Source organism: Crenobacter sp. CS_VA4 (assembly GCF_055597485.1).
The window spans coordinates 55,729-72,124 of record NZ_JBVMAE010000019.1 but is presented as its reverse complement, the minus strand read 5'-3'; the positions used below and the strand labels follow the sequence as shown (position 1 = coordinate 72,124).

Sequence of the window (16,396 nt, the reverse complement as noted above, 5' to 3'; positions counted from 1 at the left end):
GGGATGGTTAGTCACCCTGGTCAATTTTCAATGAGCAAACCCTCGGTTATCTGGTCAATTTTCAGTGAGCGCCAACATCGCAGAACTTCAAAGGCGCCTTGAACCAAGGTGCTTACGTCATGCAGACCCTGCGCTCGAAAATGGGCGACGTGCATGGCACAAAGCCGATTCTGAAGCCCCTCGTGTTCGATGCGCTGAAGTGGGCCGAGTTGCTCGTGCGCACGCTCAGTTCCCGTTGAGCCTGTCCCGGATAGTTGCAACTAATCCTGGCCTGCCGCGCTGGAACGCAGTCCTGTGCCGTGAAATGCAGGTCCAGTTGCAGTTAATTCTGGCCCGGTGGAGTGGTGGCTTGCAGTTATTTCTGGCCGGAAGTCGCGTCGATTGCAGGCTCGGCCAGCTTCAAATGCAAGTCGCTACACTTAACCTTCGGGCGTGGATTGAAACGACAGCACGATGATCGGCCGTCCGTTCTGATCGGGACTCGCCCGGCTTAACTACCGGGCGTGGATTGAAACCTCCCGCGCTGACGGGGGAGGGGTGGTAAAAGCAAAAAGCGCTTGGATTGCTCCAAATGATATGGACGCTCCCCTCGTTCAGTGAGTTGATTGCACTCTCTCGGTGGCGCCATGCTGCCGCTGCAGGAAGAGGGCGTCCATCCCCTTAACAAAGCCGCCCAGGCCAAGGCCGCCGCTTGAACATTCCCCGTTCTGGGGCGCTGTTCCGGCGGCCTTCCTATTGCGTCAGCCGCAGCGTCAGTCGTTCCAGCAGCGCGTCGCAGGCGGCGAGCTGCTCGAGCGCCAGCCATTCGTCCGGCTGGTGCGCCTGGGCGATATCGCCCGGCCCGCATACCACGGTGGGGATGCCGCAGCGCTCGCTGAACAGACCGGCCTCGGTGCCGAAGGCGATCTTGCCGGGGGCACGGTTGTCGTTGAGAAGTGACTGCATGAAACGCACCACCGCGGCGTCCGGTGCGGTGCACAGCCCCGGGTAGCTGCTGCGCTCGACGAACCGGATGCCGCTGGCCGGATCGACCGCGTGCATCTGCGGTTCGAGCACCGTCGCCGCGTGCAGGCGGATCGCCTCGATCAGTGCTGCCGGCGGGTCTTCCGGCAGGTGACGGATCTCGAAGTCGAACACGCATTCGGCCGGGATGATGTTGAGCGCGGTGCCGCCGTGCAGGGTGCCCACGTGCAGCGTGCTGTAGGGCACCTCGTACAGCGGGTCGAACGGCCCTTCGCGCTGGCGTTGACGGGCGAGCTGGCGGATGAAGGACACCAGTTCGGCGGCGATTTCTACCGCGTTGACGCCGGCCGGCGGGTTGCTGGAATGGCCCTCGCGTCCGCGCACCGTGACGCGGAACGCCACCTTGCCCTTGTGCGCGGCGACCACTCGCATGCCGGTCGGCTCGCCGACGATGCCCATCGCCGGCAGCACCGGCAGCCCGCCCAGTACATCGAGCAGCCGGCGCACACCGATGCAGCCGATTTCCTCGTCGTAGGTGAACGCCAGGTGCACCGGAATGTGCAGCTCGGCCGCCGCCAACCGCGGCACGGCGGCCAGAACTGCGGCGATGAAGCCCTTCATGTCGGCCGTGCCGCGTCCGTAGGCGCGGTCATCGCGCACGCTCAGTTCGAACGGCGCGCTCTGCCAGTGCTGGCCGTCCACCGGCACCACGTCGGTGTGGCCGGCCAGCATCACGCCGGGGCGGTCGGTCGGGCCGATAGTGGCGTACAGATTGGCCTTGTTGCCGGTTTCGTCCTCGACGATGCGGCTGCTTACCCCGTAGCCGGCCAGGTAATCGCTGACGAAGCGGATCAGCGCCAGGTTGGAGTTGCGGCTGGTGGTGTCGAACCCCACCAGCGTTTGCAGTAGAGCCAGGGATTCCATCGCCGTTACCTCATGGGTCGCCGGGCACCCCGTAGCTGGGCGCCTCCTCGGGGGACAGGGCGCGCGCCACGTAGGCGGCCATCTGCGGCTGGTAGCGCTCCCACAGCCCGGCCAGTTCCGCCACCGGGTCGCCTTCGCTCCAGTCCACGCGCAGGTCGACCACCGGCCATTCCTGCCGGTCGGCCACCAAGAGGCCGGCCGCGTGCAGCGGCCCGGCCTCGCCGCCGGCCGCCACCCCGGCGCGCAGCGCGGTGAGTAGGCGGTCGGGCAGGGCGCCACGGCTTTGGGCGAATGCCTTCACCATCGCGTCCGGCGGCGCCGGGTCGGCCAGCAGGTTGCCGGCCGCTGCGCAGTGCTCGCCGACCGCTGTCGCGGCTACGCCCAGCATGCGCCCGCCGCTGAAGATGGTGGGTGTTCCCTCTTGCGGCACGATCACCAGTTGGCGCCAGGCTATCGCCGCGTCCTGCTCGCGCAGGCGGTCGACGACCTGGGCGGCACTGAGCCCCTCGCGCATCAGGTCGAGCGCGCGCCGGCCCAGCACCGGGTTGGTCACGTTCTGGCTCAGCGCGGCGCCGACGCCGGCGCGCACGTTGGCGCAACGGCTGGCGACGCAGATGCTGGAGGAGGCGATCGCGACCCCCACCATGCCGCTGTCCGGGCAGCGGGCGGCTATCGAGAGAGTCATGCGTGCTCCTCGGGAATCACGGCGGTGATGTCGATCTCGACCAGCCATTCCGGGCGGGCCAGCGCCGAGACGACCAGTCCGGTCGACACCGGATACACCCCTTTGAGCCACTTGCCGACTTCGCGGTACACCTCCTCGCGATAGCGCGCGTCGACCAGATAGATCACCACTTTGCAGACATGGTCGAGGCAGCTGCCGGCTTCTTCCAACAGCATTTTCACGTTGGCCATCGCCTGTTCGGTCTGCGCGCGCACGTCGCCGATGCCGACCGACTCCCGGGTCTCGAGGTCTTGGCCAATCTGGCCGCGCAGGAATACGGTATTGCCGGCCACCACCGCCTGACACAGGTCGTTGTCGAGCTTCTGTTCCGGATAGGTGTCGCGGGTGTTGAACTTGCGGATACGTTTATGAGTTGTCATTTTCGTTTCTCTACAAAATGTTTATCTAAGGTTTTAAACGGTGGTTTTATCGGCGAGATTCTTTGTCTGCGGTGCAACTGAATCTTCGGCCTTTTTGTGTTGTGAAGCGTCGCGATAGGCAAAATATTTGCGCTGTGTGGCAATATGGTCCGCAATATATTTGGCATCGTGCCAGACGCCCCAGATGAAGCTGGAGCCACGACGCGACAGCCATGGCAGGCCCACGAAATAGACGCCGGGCTCGGTCGATACGCCGCGCTGATGCCGCGGCTTGCCCTTTTCATCGAAGGCGTTGACCTTCAGCCAGCTGTAATCAACTGCAAAGCCGGTTGCCCAGACGATCGAGGTAATTCCAGCCTCGGCCAAGTCGAGCTCAAGAATAGGGTTGGTCAGACATTCCGGATCAGGGAGGATATTGCGGGCTTCGGGCTCTTCCGGAAGGTCGAGACCATTGCGCTCAATATAAGCATCAGCTGCATCCAGCAACGACAGATAGTTCTCATCGCCGCGTGCAATGTTGTCAGCAAGATCCGATTGGAAGCTCGCCACGCCGTTATTGAACGACTTCGTCATGCCAACGAGTGTGATCCCCTGATTGGCAAGACTCCGGAAGTCAACGGTATGACCGCCACGGGCCCCGCTCACAGCAATGGTGACATGTTCAGTTCCCGGCCTCATGGCCGGTGCATCCCACTCGCCGAGAACGCCCAGCCACCAGCAGAAGTCACGATTGCGATAGGCGCGCGGGGGACGATCGTGAGGCCCGACCGAGAGGTAAACCTTCTTGCCGGAACGCTGCAGCTCATCCGCGATCTGCACCCCTGATGAACCGGAGCCAACCACCAGAACAGCGCCCTTGGGCAATTGCTCAGGATTGCGATATTCGGCCGAATGGATCTGCGTAATTTTCTCATCCTTAGGCGCGACCGGCGGGATAACCGGGCGCTGGAAAGGCCCGGTTGCGGCAACCACGCGGTTGGCCTCGATCACACCTTCAGAGGTTTCAATAATGAAGCCCGGCCGGCCAATATTGCGTTCCACCATCTTTACTTCCACGCCGGTGCGGATAGGGGCATTGAACTTCTTGGCATAGGCTTCGAAATAAGCCGCAATGCGCTCCTTCGGGGCAAAACCGTCGGGATTGACGTCGCCGAACTCAAGTCCCGGGAAGCGATCGTGCCAGGCCGGGCCATTGGCAACCAGCGAATCCCAGCGTTCCGTGCGCCAGCGTTCTGCAATGCGATTGCGCTCCAGAACGAGGTGAGGCACATCGAGTTTGCTCAGGTGTTCGCTCATGGCCACGCCAGCCTGACCGGCACCGATAACAAGCGTATCTATCTTTTCAATCGCCATCTCTGTGTCCTTAGCAGTGTTCATGCGGTGTGCTCCGGTGATCTGGTCCACAACTGCAATCTACGAGGTCACAACAGATACCGAAAATATATATATTGTCTATATTTGATAATTTAAAATTATGTAGTGGGCACTCAGGCAACTGGCCTAATGTCGGCCACCTTCAGGTTGCGCTGCACGAAGGCGAACGCGCTGTAGCGGTGCAGGGTGGAGCGGATGAAGGTGGCGGCGCGGGTGTGGCGGTAGAACAGCACGTTCTCCCACGGGATCAGCGCATTGTCGAAGATCACCAGCGCGTCGACCTCGTCGAAGCGGTTCGCGAGCGGGTAATCCTCGGCCGGGGCGCGGCCGGCGAAGCCGGTGCGGCAGATGAACTTGAGGCCGGGCGAGCCGAGATCGCAGATGAAGCCCACCGCGTAGTCGGACAACTCGGAATTGCCCCAGTTGGCGATGGTCGGCTTGGTGAACGCCTGGTTCGAGTAGGCGGCCGCGGTCTCGTACTTGGCGCCGCGCACGATGATGCCGGTGTCGGTTTCCCACACCACGTGCAGCAGCATGTCCGGATCCTGGTCTTGCGGGCGCTTGGAGCGGTCGCCCTTCGGGTCGGTATTGGCCGAGACGTGGAACGGGTCGTGCTGGATCACGCGCTGGATATGGTGGCGGATGTTGGCCGAAAACTGCGGGTCGACCTCGTTGAGCACGTCCTGGCCGTCGAACAGCGACCACATCTCGCCCACCGTCTCGTCGCCGACCCGGGTCACCACGCCGCCGATGTCGTTCATCATGGTGTCGGTGGCCAGGCGCTTGTCGTGCCAGTCCTGCTGGGTATACGGCAGCTTGAGCCCGATCGCGTGCGCCTCGCCGTGCTCGTCGCGGTAGCTCATCACGTCCCGGGTGGCCGGGTCGTGCGCCATGTCGTAGATGCGGGCGCGGATGTCCACCAGCGGCTTGAAGGACGGGTGAGCGGTCACGTCCTTGACGCGTTCGCCGTTGATGTAGACCTCGCGGCCGTCTCTGATGGACTGCCGGTATTCGTCTCCGGTACGGATCATGTTGTCACCTTGTCGATGTGAGAAAGCAGTGGGGGAAAACGCCGCTCAATTGGCCAAGGGGTGCGGTTGGCAATAGTTGCGGCGGTGGTAGAGCAGGGGCTGGCCGTCGCGGGAGCTGGCGGACAACACCCTGCCGATGTAGACGGTGTGGGTACCGAGGTCGAATTGGCTTTGCACTGTGCAGTCGAAGCTGGCCAGCGCATCGGCGAGCACCGGCGCGCCGGTGGCCTCGCGCTGCCATTGGGCGCAGGCGAAGCGGTCGGCATTGCTGCAGGAAGCCTGGCCGGCGAATACCTGGGACACCTCCTGCTGCTCGGCCCCCAGCACGTTGACGCAGAAGTGCCGGTTGGTATCGAGCGCCGGGGCCACCAGGTTGCTGCGGTTGACGCAGACCAGCAGCAGCGGCGGGTCGGCCGACACCGAGCTCATGGCGCTGACGGTGGCGCCGTAGCTTCCGGCAGGGCCGTCGGTGGTGACGATGGTGACGCCGGTGCAGGCGCGCCCCATCGCGGCGATGAAGGCCTGGCGGTTTTCCCCGATTTGCGGCGCGTCAGGGGCATCGGCGAGGGCGGGGCGGATAAGCGTGGCGGTGTTCATCTCAATGTCCTCTGTGGACCGGTGTTGACAGACCAAGTCCAGGAATACACAGTGAATACATAAAATATGCTTATCTTCTTGTTTGAATACTGAAAATTTATGAACTACACGCTCAGGCAATTGGAGTATCTGGTCGCCGTCGCCGAGCACGGCAGCGTGACCGCGGCGGCCAACGCGCTCTATACCTCGCAACCCGGCATCTCCACTGCGATCGCCCAGCTGGAAGAGGTGTTCGGGCTGCAGTTCTTCATCCGCCACCACGCGCGCGGCGTGTCGCTGACCCCGGCCGGCCAGAGTTTCGTCGCGGCGGCGCGCAATCTGCTGGCGCATGCCGAAGACCTGATGCAGCAGGCCAGCGAGCTGAGCCAGGCGCTGCGCGGCCAGCTGGAGCTGGGCTGTTTCAGCACCATCGGCCCGGTGTTCCTGCCGCGCCTACTGGCCGCGTTTCGCGACAGCTGCCCCGAGGTCGATGTCGTACTGCACGAGGGCGACACGGCGCAGCTGCAGGCGGCCTTGTTGAGCGGCCAGCTCGAGCTGGCCCTGCTTTACGACCTGGATCTGGCGCCGGGCCTGCACAAATTGGCGTTGCAGTCGGCGCCACCCTATGTGCTGTTGCCGGCCGAACACGCGCTGGCCGGCAAGTCCGAACTGAGCTTGGCCGAACTGGCCGACGAACCGATGGTGCTGCTCGATCTGCCACACAGCCGCGAATACTTCCTGTCGCTGTTCCGTCAGCTGGGCATCGAACCCAAGGTGCGCCATCGCACGGTCAGCTTCGAGCTGGTACGCGGGCTGGTGGCGGCCGGCAACGGCTATGGCCTGCTTAACCTGCGTCCCAAGGTGGATGCCGCCTACGGCGGCGGCCGGCTGGTCTGTCTGCCGATTGCCGACGAGGTGCCGGCGCTCACCATCGTGCTGGCTTGGCTGCAGGACCTGAAGCTGACGCGCCGCGCCGAGGCTTTCATTGCGCTATGCGAGGCGCAGCTCAAGGGCGCGGCCTGACGGAGCGCTGCATCAATTTTTGTTATGCAATGAATAGGACAAAGCTATTTTACGTATGCAGGCCCCGCTCACTACAGTGGGTTGTCGACAGCTTGTGTGAAGGTGTCCTGCAGGGGGCGGTCTGCCCGGATGAAGCTGCCTGGTGCGGATTCGATGGGTGAGGCGGGCCGGCCCCTGACCTTTTTCATGCTGCGACATGCCCCGTGTGGCACTGATTGGTAGCTGCGTCGGGCAGATGATCTATGTCATGACAAACTGAGGGTCCAGCGATGCGAGTTGCCAGAAAGCTTCTATTCCTCATGGCGGGGCTGTGTGCCGTGACCGACCTGGCCGCGGCCGGCGACCTGACCGTGGTGTCGTTCGGCGGCACCAACAAGGATGCCCAGAGCAAGGCCTATTACCTGCCCTACAAGGCCGCGACCGGTACCAATGTGATCGGCGCCGACTACAACGGTGAGATGGCCAAGGTGAAGGCGATGGTCGAGACCAGGAGAGTGAGCTGGGACGTGCTCGACGTCGAATCGCCCGATCTTGCGCGCGGCTGTGACGAAGGGCTGTTCGAGAAGCTCGACTACAGCCGCATCGCCAACCGCAGCGAGCTGCTGCCGGGCGCGGCGCAGCCGTGCGGGGTAGGCGCCTACGTGTGGTCGACCGTGCTCGCCTACAACGCCGACAAACTGAAAACCGCGCCGGCCTCGTGGAGCGATTTCTGGGATGTGAAGAAATTCCCCGGCAAGCGCGGCATGCGCAAGGGCGCCAAGTACACGCTGGAAATCGCGCTGATGGCGGACGGCGTCGCGCCCAAAGACGTGTACAAGGTGCTCTCTACCACAACCGGGGTGGATCGCGCCTTCAAGAAGCTCGATCAGTTGAAGCCGAACATCCAGTGGTGGGAGGCCGGCGCGCAGCCACCGCAGTATCTGGTGGCGGGTGATGTTGTGATGAGCTCGGCCTACAACGGCCGCATCGACAGCGCGCAAAAGGACGGCAAGAACCTGAAGATTGTCTGGACCGGCAGCATCTATGACTTCGACTACTGGACCATCCCCAAGGGCAGCCCGAACAAGGAGCAGGCCTACAAGTTTCTCTCCTTCGTGAGCCGGCCCGCCCCGCAGAGCGTGTACGCGCGGCAGATCGCCTACGGGGTCAGCAACAAGAAGGCCACCGGCCTGATCGACGCGCACACCATGGCGGACCTGCCGACCGCGCCGCAGAACATCAAGAACGCGGTGGCGGTGAATACCGGGTTCTGGGTGGACAACGGCGAGAGCCTGGAGCAGCGCTTCAACGCCTGGGCATCGAAGTAATCTCTTCCATCAAGGCGGTGCCGTTTGGCACCGCCTTAGATTTTTGATCGGCCAATACCGCGTGGGGAGTTCCTGCCGATTGTCCTAGGCCGTACCGGGTTCCTGGCGGGCAGCGAGGAATGGCCGAGCGATGCGCGAATCGCCCGATGGATTCGCACGCCAGAGCCGTCGCCTGCTTGAGCCGCCAGTTCGACGGTGCCTCGCTGGCCGACGCAAGATCGTCTGCCGGCCGGACCCGGCATCTCAATGAATGCGGCGGCGCCGCTCTTCACTTTTCCGCCTCCACAAACAGCAGAAACAACCCCCCTTGACTGGTCACCCCCAGCTTGCCGTACAGATTGCGCCGGTGCACCTTGGCCGTTTCCTGCGAGATGCCGAGCTGGCGTGCCACCCCCTTGGTCGAATGGCCGGCCAGGATCAGCAACGCCACCTCCACCTCGCGCTCGGTCAGGTGCGGCTCGCCGCGCTGGCGCAGCGCTTCTTCGAGCCGACTTTGCCGGTCCTGTTCCTTGCTGGCCGGCGGGTGGGCCTGCAGCTGCTCGAGCCGGGCACCGTGCCGCATCAGCGGCAGGATCCACGGCGCGTACAGACAGCAGGCGCCGATCTCCTGGTCGCTGAAACGCCGGCCGCTGCCGAGCGAGAGCGACAGCGTGCCGAGCCCCGCTAATGGCAACAGGAACTGCACCTCGTCCTCCACCACATTGCGCGAGAAGTAGCGCCGGAAGTACTCGGTGTCGCGAAAGCTGTCCGGCGCCACCTCGTCGAGCCGGTACACGCCCGGCGCGATCTCGCCGAGCCCGAAGCCGTAGAACGGGTCCAGCAGATACAGCCCGCGCAGGTAATCGGCGAACAGATTGTCCTCGGCGTAGTTGACCCCGCTGTCGGCCAGCACCAAGGGCGCCTGGCCGGGGCGGAACAGCACCGCCACCCAGGTATCGAACGAGGCCGCCTCGCGTAGGAAACCGGCCAGCGTTGGCCAGAAACGCTCTTCATGCAGGCCGTCGATCAGCCTTCCCAAACGCTGGTGAAACGCCAGTTCCGCTACTTCCAGCCGCATGCCCGCTACCCCCGACAGGTTAGTTCTACCCCCGCATCGCTAACGTCTCTGCGTTATGTCCGCGCTTTGGTTCGCTCGCTAGTATCGCTGCAAAGCTAACAGCGGGCCACGTTCATCACCGGCGCCAGGCTCGGCCAACCTTGTCGTTCGATCGCTTTGAGGAGGACACGATGCAACCGCTTACCCTGCAAGACTGGCGCGCCTACGCCGCCGACCTGCTGCAACCGCGCACCCAGGCCTTCATCGACGGCGAGTTCGTCGACGCCGCGGCAGGTCGTCGCTTCGCCAGCATCAGCCCGCTCACCGGTCAGACCCTGGCCGAAGTGGCGCGTTGCGATGCCACCGACGTCGAGCGCGCGGTGCAGGCGGCCCGGAGCAGCTTCGAATCCGGTGTGTGGTCGCGCCGCCATCCGCGCGAGCGCAAGGTGGTGCTGCAAAGGTTGGCCGAACTGGTGCGGAAACATCGCGAAGAACTGGCCCTGCTCGACTGCCTCGACATGGGTAAGCCGATCGGCGATGCGCTCAACATCGACGTGCCAGGTACCGCGGCGGTGCTCGACTGGTATGCCGAAGCGGCCGACAAGCAGTATGACCAGGTCGCCCCGACCGGCGCCGATGCGCTGGCGCTGGTGACGCGCGAGCCGGTTGGCGTGGTGGCGGCGGTGATCCCGTGGAATTTCCCGCTCGACATGGCGGCCTGGAAGCTCGCCCCGGCGCTGGCCGCCGGCAATAGCGTGATCCTGAAACCGGCCGAGCAGTCGCCACTGTCGGCGCTCAGGTTGGCCGAGCTCGCCACCGAAGCCGGATTGCCGGACGGCGTGCTCAACGTGCTGCCCGGTTACGGTAAGGAGGTCGGCCAAGCGCTCGGCCTGCACCCGGACATCGACTGCATCGCCTTCACCGGCTCTACCGAGGTCGGCAAGTGTTTCCTGCGCTACGCCGGCGAATCGAACATGAAGATGGTGTGGCTCGAATGCGGCGGTAAGAGCCCGAACCTGGTGTTCGCCGACTGCGCCGACCTGGATGAGGCCGCGCGTCGCGCCGCCTTCGGCATCTTCTTCAACCAGGGCCAGGTGTGCTCGGCCAGCTCGCGGCTGCTGCTGGAACGCTCGATCCACGACCGCTTCATCGACAAGCTGATGAACGAAGTGGCTGCACTGCAGCCGGGCAACCCGCTCGACCCGGCCACCCGCACCGGCGCGCTGGTCGACACGCACCAGACCGAGCGGGTGCTGCGCTACATCGAGCTCGCCCAGCGCGAAGGCGCGCGCCTCGTGACCGGCGGCGAACGGGTACGCATCGGCGATAGCGACTGCTACCTGCGCCCGACCATCTTCACCGGCGTCACCCCCGACATGACCATCGCGCGCGAGGAAATCTTCGGCCCGGTGCTGTCGGTGCTCACCTTCGATAGCGAGGAAGAGGCTATCGCGCTCGCCAACGACAGTGTCTACGGCCTGGCCGCGTCGGTGTGGACCGCCGACCTCAACCGCGCCCACCGCGTCGCCCGTGCGCTGCGCGCCGGTACCGTGTCGGTCAACACGGTCGATGCACTCGACCCCGGCGTGCCGTTCGGCGGCGTCAAACAGTCCGGCTTCGGGCGCGATCTGTCGGCGCACGCGCTCGACAAGTTCAGCCAGCTAAAAACAACCTGGATCCAATTGCAGCGCTGAGCACTACCAGGCCATCACATCAAAAACACGAGGAGACAACCATGAACGCCCCGACCAATCCCGCCCGCAGCACCGCGCAATATCAGGCGCTCGACGCCGCCCACCACATCCACGCCTTCCTCGATCAGAAGGTGCTCAACCAGGAAGGACCGCGCGTGATGGTGCGCGGCGAGGGCGTACACCTGTGGGACAGCGACGGCAAACAGTACCTCGACGGCATGTCCGGCCTGTGGTGCACCAACATCGGCTACGGCCGGCGCGAGCTGATCGAGGCCGCCAGCCGCCAGATGGAGCAGCTGAGCTACTACAACCTGTTCTTCCACACCACCCATCCGGCGGTGCTGGAATTGTCGGAAAGGCTGTTCGAACTGCTGCCCGGCCACTATAGCCACGCGATCTATACCAACTCCGGCTCGGAGGCGAACGAGGTGCTGATCCGCACCGTGCGCCGCTACTGGGACGTGGTCGGCAAGCCGAGCAAGAAGATCTTCATCGGCCGCCACAACGGCTACCATGGCTCCACCGTCGGCAGCGCCAGCTTAGGCGGCATGCAGTTCATGCACGAGATGGGCGATCTGCCTATCCCTGGTGTGGAGCATATCGGCGAGCCGTACTGGTATGCTGAGGGCGGGGCGCTGAGCCCGGCCGAGTTCGGCCTGCACTGCGCGCGTGAGCTGGAAGCCAAGATCCTGGAACTGGGCGCCGACAATGTCGCCGCCTTCGTGGCCGAGCCGTTCCAGGGCGCCGGCGGCATGATTTTACCGCCGGACAGCTACTGGCCGGAAATCCAACGCATCTGCCGCCAGTACGACGTGCTGCTGTGCGCCGACGAGGTGATCGGCGGCTTCGGCCGCACCGGCGAATGGTTCGCGCACCAGCACTTCGGCTTCGAACCGGACACGCTCAGCATCGCCAAGGGGCTCACCTCCGGTTATGTACCGATGGGCGGACTGGTGCTGTCGCGTCGTATCGGCGAGGCGTTGGTGGAGCGGGGAGGGGTGTTCGCGCACGGGCTGACCTATTCCGGCCACCCGGTGGCGGCCGCGGTGGCGCTCGCCAACCTGAACTTGCTGGAACGGGAGGGGATCGTCGAGCGGGTCAAGAGCGACACCGGCCCCTATCTGCAGCAAGCGCTGCGCGCTGTGTTCGACGGCCACCCTCTGATTGGTGAAATCCAGGGCACCGGCCTGGTTGCCGCCTTGCAGTTCTGTCAGGACAAAACCACGCGCCGGCGCTTTGACAACGAGTCCGACATTACTTGGCGTTGCCGCACCCATGGCTTCGAGGAAGGCGTGATCATCCGCTCCACGCTCGGCCGCATGATCATGGCGCCGGCGCTGGTGATTACGCACTCCGAGATTGACCAGCTGATCGACAAGACTAAACGCGCCGTGGATCGAACGGCGAAGGAACTTGGACTGCTGTAAGCGCAGGAGAATGATCGGATGCACAGACCTTCGGGTCTGTGTCGCCGCTGGGATGACCGTCATTCATTCCGGGAGAAAGGGCCGGGCCGTCATGCCGGCTTGCCGATAGTAAGGCGCAACAAGCGATGGCGGAGGCAGTCGATCCGGATCGTAGTAAAGGGCCGGTTACAGCATGGGCCAAAACATGCAAAGAACGTCTGGTGAATTATCCGGGAGGGAAACGTAAGGCTCGCTCAGAGAATAGTCACACGACCGTGTGGACGCGGTGCAGAGCGTAGCAGGGGAGAGACTGAAGAAATCGGCGGCGCCGTGTTAAGAGGCCGCAAATGCAAAAAGCGCTTGAGTTGCCTCAAGCGCTTTTTTGAATATGGCGTCCCCACGGGGAATCGAACCCCGGCTACCGCCGTGAAAGGGCGGTGTTCTAACCGCTAAACTATAGGGACGAATTGTGGTGCACCCGGAGCGATTCGAACGCCCGACCCTCTGGTTCGTAGCCAGATACTCTATCCAACTGAGCTACGGGTGCACGGTTACTGCAAAATCTTTTGGCGTCCCCACGGGGAATCGAACCCCGGCTACCGCCGTGAAAGGGCGGTGTTCTAACCGCTAAACTATAGGGACTAAATTGTGGTGCACCCGGAGCGATTCGAACGCCCGACCCTCTGGTTCGTAGCCAGATACTCTATCCAACTGAGCTACGGGTGCACTGTTTCTCGCGTTGTTCTGCAAGAGAGGCCGAACTATAAAAGACCGGCGCGGCGCCTGTCAAGCGTCTGTAGGCTTTTTAATCGCGAGTCGATAAAATAGAAACAAGCATTGTCGCGTCCTGTCACAGTGACACTGTCCTGTTGCTTTCTTTCATCAGGCTGCCGGCCTGGCCGGTGGTCGTCGCATAGTGAAATTCCATGCTGTTTGAGCACGCCTGCGCGATTGTCGACCTGGAAACCACCGGTGGCCACATCACCCGCGACCGCATCACCGAGATCGGCGTGATCCTGATCGACGGTGAGCGGATCGAGCGGTTTTCCACGCTGGTGAACCCGGGTCAGCCGATTCCGCCGTTCATCGTCAACATGACCGGCATCAGCGATGCGATGGTCGCCGATGCCCCACCGTTCGAGGCCTTGGCCGAACGCTTGCTGACGATGCTGGAAGGTCGGCTGTTCATCGCGCACAACGCCCGCTTCGACTACGGCTTCCTGAAGAACGAATTCCGCCGGGTCGGTCTGCGCTTCCAGAGCGAGGTGCTCTGCTCGGTGAAGCTGTCGCGCCGGCTCTACCCGCAGCACTTCAAGCACAACCTCGACAGCCTGATCGAACGGCACGGCATCGAGCTGGCCGAACGCCACCGTGCATTGGCCGACGCCGAGGCGGTCTACCACTTCCTGCAGTCGGCCTGTCGCGAATTGGGCGAGGAACCGGTGCGCGCGGCGGCCGAGTACCTGATGGCCAAGCCGACCGTGCCGGAAGGGCTCGACGCCGACGTGGTCGACCAGCTGCCCGACGTCCCCGGCGTGTATCTGTTCTTCGGCGAAGCGGATCAGCCGCTCTTTGTCGGCAAGACGGTCAATCTGCGAAGCGCGGTGCTGAAGCACTTTGCCGGCGAGCCGGGCGACAAGGCGCTGGCCGAGGCGGTGCGACGCATCGACTGGCAGGAGACGATCGGCGAATTCGGCGCGCAGCTGATGGCGCAGCAGCTGATCCGCGAACTGAAGCCGTCGCACAATCTGAAGGGCCGGCCGAACCAGGAGTTGTGTTCGCTGCAGTTGGCGAGCGACGAGGACGGTTTCGTGCGGGCCCGCACCGTGGCGGCCAGTGATGTCGATTTTTCCCGGGTCGCGACGCTGTACGGCCTGTACCGCAACCCGCGCGAGGCGAAGAAGGTGCTCACCGAGCTGGCCCGGGCGCACGAGTTGTGCCCGGCGGTGCTCGGCATCGAGCCGGTCACCTCGAAGAAGGGCAGCCCCTGCTGCGCGCGCCAAGCCGGTCGCTGCCGCGGTGCCTGCGTCGGCGTCGAGCCGGCCGAGTCGCACAACGCGCGGCTGATGGCGGCGCTGGCACGCTTGAAGGTGAAGAGCTGGCCGTACCCGAGTGCGGTGGCGGTGGTCGAAAGCGACCCGGTGACCGGCGAATCGGTCGAGCATCTGTTCGACCGCTGGTGTTATCTGGGCAGTCGCAGCGGCGACGGGGAAGCGCTCGACGGCGCGCCGAGCTTCGATCTGGATACCTACAAGCTGTTCAGCGCCTACCTGAAGAAGCCGTCCGAACATACCAGCGTGCGGCTGCTGGAGACGGTGTAGCGTCGCGGCTGGCCGCGCAAGGCAAAAAAGGTTGGCCGAACCTTGTTGGGGATTCGGCCAACCTTTTGTCGTTTGTCGGGTGGCTCAGTCGTGCAGCGCGAGGAAGCCTTTCAGCCGGCTTTCGATCAAGCGCGGGTTCTCACCGTTGGCGATGCCGATCAGCCCCTCGAGGATCAGCTCCTTGCCGGCGATCTCGGCGTCGACCAGGTGGCGCAGTTTCAGCCCCACCGGCAGGAAGAACAGGTTGGCGAGACCGACGCCGTAGACGGTGGCGACGAACGCCACCGCGATGCCGGAGCCGAGCTTGGCCGGCTCGGTGAGGTTTTCCATCACGTGGATCAGGCCGAGCACCGCCCCCAGAATCCCCATCGTCGGCGAGTAGCCGCCGGCCGAGTCCCAGATCCGCGCCGCCTGCTTGCGGGCGCGCTCGAACATGGTGATTTCCACCTCCATGGTGTTGCGCAGCGCCTCGGGCGCGGTGCCGTCGACCAGCATCTGCAGCGCCTTCTGGGTGAACGGGTCCTTCTGCGCTGCGACCGCGCCCTCCAGTGCCAGCAGCCCGCCCTTGCGCGCGGTCTGGCTCCAGCTGACCACGTCGCGAATCAGCCGGTTGTGGTCGAGCTGCGGCGGCACGAACACCCAGCGCAGCATCTTCAGGCCGGCGATGAACTGCTTCGGGGTCGACTGCAGCATCACCGCGCTGGCGGTGCCGCCGACCACGATCAGGAAGGCGGTCAGCTGCAGCAGCGAGCCGACGTGCCCGCCTTCGAGCGCTTGACCTGCGATGATGGCGGTCAGGCCGCCGATGAGGGCTATGAGACTGATTTTATCCACGATAGCTGGGTTCCTGCGGTGTGGGGTGGAGGCGCGGCTTATGAGCGGATTCATCACGGGCGCTAGACCCATTCGCGCAGGCGGCTGCGCAGGCGGGTGACGGCCTGGCTGTGCAGCTGGCTGACGCGCGACTCGGACACGCCGAGCACGGCGCCGATTTCCTTGAGGTTCATTTCCTGCTCGTAATACAGGCTCATCACCAGCTGGTCGCGCTCGGGCAGTGCCTGGATCGCCTCGATCAGTGCGCCGCGAAAACCGGCGTCGGCGAGGGTGGCGAGCGGGTCGGGGCTGCGTGCGTCGACGATGTTGGCGAGCGCGTCGGACAGCCCCTCGCCCTCGTCGTCCGAGAAGTCCTCGAAGTGCAGCAGCGACAGCCCCTTGCAGTCGCCGAGCATGCTCTGGTAGTCGTCGAGTGGCACGCCGAGCTGTTCGGCGATTTCGGTTTCGCGCGGCGCGCGGCCGAGCTGCTGTTCGAGCCGGGAGATCGCCTCCTCGATCTGGCGGGCCTGGCGGCGGGCCTGGCGCGGCAGCCAGTCTTCACGGCGCAATTCGTCGAGCATCGCACCACGCACCCGCTGGCTGGCGAAGGTCTCGAATTGCACGCCCTGCGCCGGGTCGTACTGCTTGGCGGCCTCGATCAGGCCGATGACACCGACCTGCACCAGGTCGTTGATGTCGACCGACGACGGCAAACGCGCGGCCATCAGGCCGGCGATCTTGCGCACCATCGGGGCGTGCTGGGTGACATCGATCTCACAGCGGGGTTCGCATTGGTAGCCGTGGCGTTTCAGAAGTGCAGACAT

At 64.2% G+C, this 16,396-nt stretch carries 14 protein-coding genes and 4 tRNA genes; 5 read left to right on the top strand and 13 right to left on the bottom strand.

The window, feature by feature from the left end; genetic code table 11:
- Positions 1-732 precede the first annotated feature (732 nt).
- From argE to ACZ2IA_RS16815, 6 genes are all read right to left on the bottom strand, one after another.
- Positions 733-1,887 carry an acetylornithine deacetylase gene (gene argE, locus ACZ2IA_RS16840; RefSeq protein ID WP_470293748.1) on the bottom strand — a complete coding sequence of 385 codons (1,155 nt, stop codon included), beginning with the start codon at positions 1,885-1,887 and terminating at the stop codon, positions 733-735.
- Between the two features lie 10 nt (positions 1,888-1,897).
- On the bottom strand, positions 1,898-2,572 hold the full coding sequence (locus ACZ2IA_RS16835; protein WP_470293747.1) for a DUF1028 domain-containing protein: 675 nt from the start codon (positions 2,570-2,572) through the stop codon (positions 1,898-1,900).
- A complete protein-coding gene (locus ACZ2IA_RS16830) occupies positions 2,569-2,991 on the bottom strand; it encodes a RidA family protein (protein WP_470293746.1) in 423 nt (140 codons plus the stop codon). The genes ACZ2IA_RS16835 and ACZ2IA_RS16830 overlap by 4 nt, the downstream gene beginning before the upstream one ends.
- Before the next feature lie 33 nt (positions 2,992-3,024).
- Positions 3,025-4,368 carry a flavin-containing monooxygenase gene (locus ACZ2IA_RS16825; RefSeq protein WP_470293745.1) on the bottom strand — a complete coding sequence of 448 codons (1,344 nt, stop codon included), beginning with the start codon at positions 4,366-4,368 and terminating at the stop codon, positions 3,025-3,027.
- 110 nt (positions 4,369-4,478) lie between these two features.
- On the bottom strand, positions 4,479-5,396 hold the full coding sequence (locus ACZ2IA_RS16820; protein WP_470293744.1) for a 4-hydroxyphenylacetate 3-hydroxylase N-terminal domain-containing protein: 918 nt from the start codon (positions 5,394-5,396) through the stop codon (positions 4,479-4,481).
- Between the two features lie 45 nt (positions 5,397-5,441).
- Entirely contained in the window at positions 5,442-5,993 is a 552-nt protein-coding gene (locus ACZ2IA_RS16815) for a flavin reductase family protein (RefSeq protein WP_470293743.1), read from the bottom strand.
- 99 nt (positions 5,994-6,092) lie between these two features.
- Here ACZ2IA_RS16815 and ACZ2IA_RS16810 point away from each other — a divergent pair, with 99 nt between their 5' ends.
- The gene (locus ACZ2IA_RS16810) at positions 6,093-6,995 is read left to right on the top strand and encodes a LysR substrate-binding domain-containing protein (protein WP_470293742.1); all 903 of its coding nucleotides are present in this window, start codon (positions 6,093-6,095) and stop codon (positions 6,993-6,995) included.
- Between the two features lie 269 nt (positions 6,996-7,264).
- The gene (locus ACZ2IA_RS16805; RefSeq protein ID WP_470293741.1) at positions 7,265-8,302 is read left to right on the top strand and encodes an ABC transporter substrate-binding protein; all 1,038 of its coding nucleotides are present in this window, start codon (positions 7,265-7,267) and stop codon (positions 8,300-8,302) included.
- Between the two features lie 268 nt (positions 8,303-8,570).
- Here ACZ2IA_RS16805 and ACZ2IA_RS16800 read toward each other — a convergent pair whose 3' ends face one another.
- Positions 8,571-9,359, bottom strand: a complete 789-nt coding sequence (locus ACZ2IA_RS16800) for a helix-turn-helix transcriptional regulator (RefSeq protein ID WP_470293740.1) — start codon at positions 9,357-9,359, stop codon at positions 8,571-8,573.
- A gap of 170 nt (positions 9,360-9,529) precedes the next feature.
- On the opposite strand from ACZ2IA_RS16800, the gene ACZ2IA_RS16795 reads away from it, so the two are divergent.
- Positions 9,530-11,032, top strand: coding sequence for an aldehyde dehydrogenase (locus ACZ2IA_RS16795; protein ID WP_470293739.1), 1,503 nt, complete (start codon positions 9,530-9,532; stop codon positions 11,030-11,032).
- 41 nt (positions 11,033-11,073) lie between these two features.
- Positions 11,074-12,459 carry an aspartate aminotransferase family protein gene (locus ACZ2IA_RS16790; RefSeq protein WP_470293738.1) on the top strand — a complete coding sequence of 462 codons (1,386 nt, stop codon included), beginning with the start codon at positions 11,074-11,076 and terminating at the stop codon, positions 12,457-12,459.
- 368 nt (positions 12,460-12,827) lie between these two features.
- Here ACZ2IA_RS16790 and ACZ2IA_RS16785 read toward each other — a convergent pair.
- The 4 genes from ACZ2IA_RS16785 to ACZ2IA_RS16770 form a co-directional block, all read right to left on the bottom strand.
- Positions 12,828-12,902 (bottom strand) — tRNA-Glu (locus ACZ2IA_RS16785).
- 6 nt (positions 12,903-12,908) lie between these two features.
- Positions 12,909-12,985 (bottom strand) — tRNA-Arg (locus ACZ2IA_RS16780).
- Positions 12,986-13,005: 20 nt separating this feature from the next.
- Positions 13,006-13,080 (bottom strand) — tRNA-Glu (locus ACZ2IA_RS16775).
- A gap of 7 nt (positions 13,081-13,087) precedes the next feature.
- Positions 13,088-13,164: transfer RNA gene (locus ACZ2IA_RS16770), tRNA-Arg, on the bottom strand.
- Between the two features lie 200 nt (positions 13,165-13,364).
- Between ACZ2IA_RS16770 and ACZ2IA_RS16765 the strand changes: the two genes are divergently transcribed.
- On the top strand, positions 13,365-14,759 hold the full coding sequence (locus ACZ2IA_RS16765) for an exonuclease domain-containing protein (protein ID WP_470293737.1): 1,395 nt from the start codon (positions 13,365-13,367) through the stop codon (positions 14,757-14,759).
- A gap of 84 nt (positions 14,760-14,843) precedes the next feature.
- Here ACZ2IA_RS16765 and ACZ2IA_RS16760 read toward each other — a convergent pair whose 3' ends face one another.
- Entirely contained in the window at positions 14,844-15,593 is a 750-nt protein-coding gene (locus tag ACZ2IA_RS16760; RefSeq protein WP_470293736.1) for a flagellar motor protein, read from the bottom strand.
- A gap of 62 nt (positions 15,594-15,655) precedes the next feature.
- Positions 15,656-16,396 (bottom strand): RNA polymerase sigma factor FliA, encoded by a 741-nt coding sequence (locus ACZ2IA_RS16755; RefSeq protein WP_470293735.1) that lies wholly within the window; start codon positions 16,394-16,396, stop codon positions 15,656-15,658.

Coding starts and splice junctions, on each gene's coding strand:
- argE (WP_470293748.1), bottom strand. CDS start 1,887: ATGGAATCCCTGGCTCTACTGCAAACGCTGGTGGGGTTCGACACCACC.
- ACZ2IA_RS16835 (WP_470293747.1), bottom strand. CDS start 2,572: ATGACTCTCTCGATAGCCGCCCGCTGCCCGGACAGCGGCATGGTGGGG.
- ACZ2IA_RS16830 (WP_470293746.1), bottom strand. CDS start 2,991: ATGACAACTCATAAACGTATCCGCAAGTTCAACACCCGCGACACCTAT.
- ACZ2IA_RS16825 (WP_470293745.1), bottom strand. CDS start 4,368: ATGAACACTGCTAAGGACACAGAGATGGCGATTGAAAAGATAGATACG.
- ACZ2IA_RS16820 (WP_470293744.1), bottom strand. CDS start 5,396: ATGATCCGTACCGGAGACGAATACCGGCAGTCCATCAGAGACGGCCGC.
- ACZ2IA_RS16815 (WP_470293743.1), bottom strand. CDS start 5,993: ATGAACACCGCCACGCTTATCCGCCCCGCCCTCGCCGATGCCCCTGAC.
- ACZ2IA_RS16810 (WP_470293742.1), top strand. CDS start 6,093: ATGAACTACACGCTCAGGCAATTGGAGTATCTGGTCGCCGTCGCCGAG.
- ACZ2IA_RS16805 (WP_470293741.1), top strand. CDS start 7,265: ATGCGAGTTGCCAGAAAGCTTCTATTCCTCATGGCGGGGCTGTGTGCC.
- ACZ2IA_RS16800 (WP_470293740.1), bottom strand. CDS start 9,359: ATGCGGCTGGAAGTAGCGGAACTGGCGTTTCACCAGCGTTTGGGAAGG.
- ACZ2IA_RS16795 (WP_470293739.1), top strand. CDS start 9,530: ATGCAACCGCTTACCCTGCAAGACTGGCGCGCCTACGCCGCCGACCTG.
- ACZ2IA_RS16790 (WP_470293738.1), top strand. CDS start 11,074: ATGAACGCCCCGACCAATCCCGCCCGCAGCACCGCGCAATATCAGGCG.
- ACZ2IA_RS16765 (WP_470293737.1), top strand. CDS start 13,365: ATGCTGTTTGAGCACGCCTGCGCGATTGTCGACCTGGAAACCACCGGT.
- ACZ2IA_RS16755 (WP_470293735.1), bottom strand. CDS start 16,396: ATGTCTGCACTTCTGAAACGCCACGGCTACCAATGCGAACCCCGCTGT.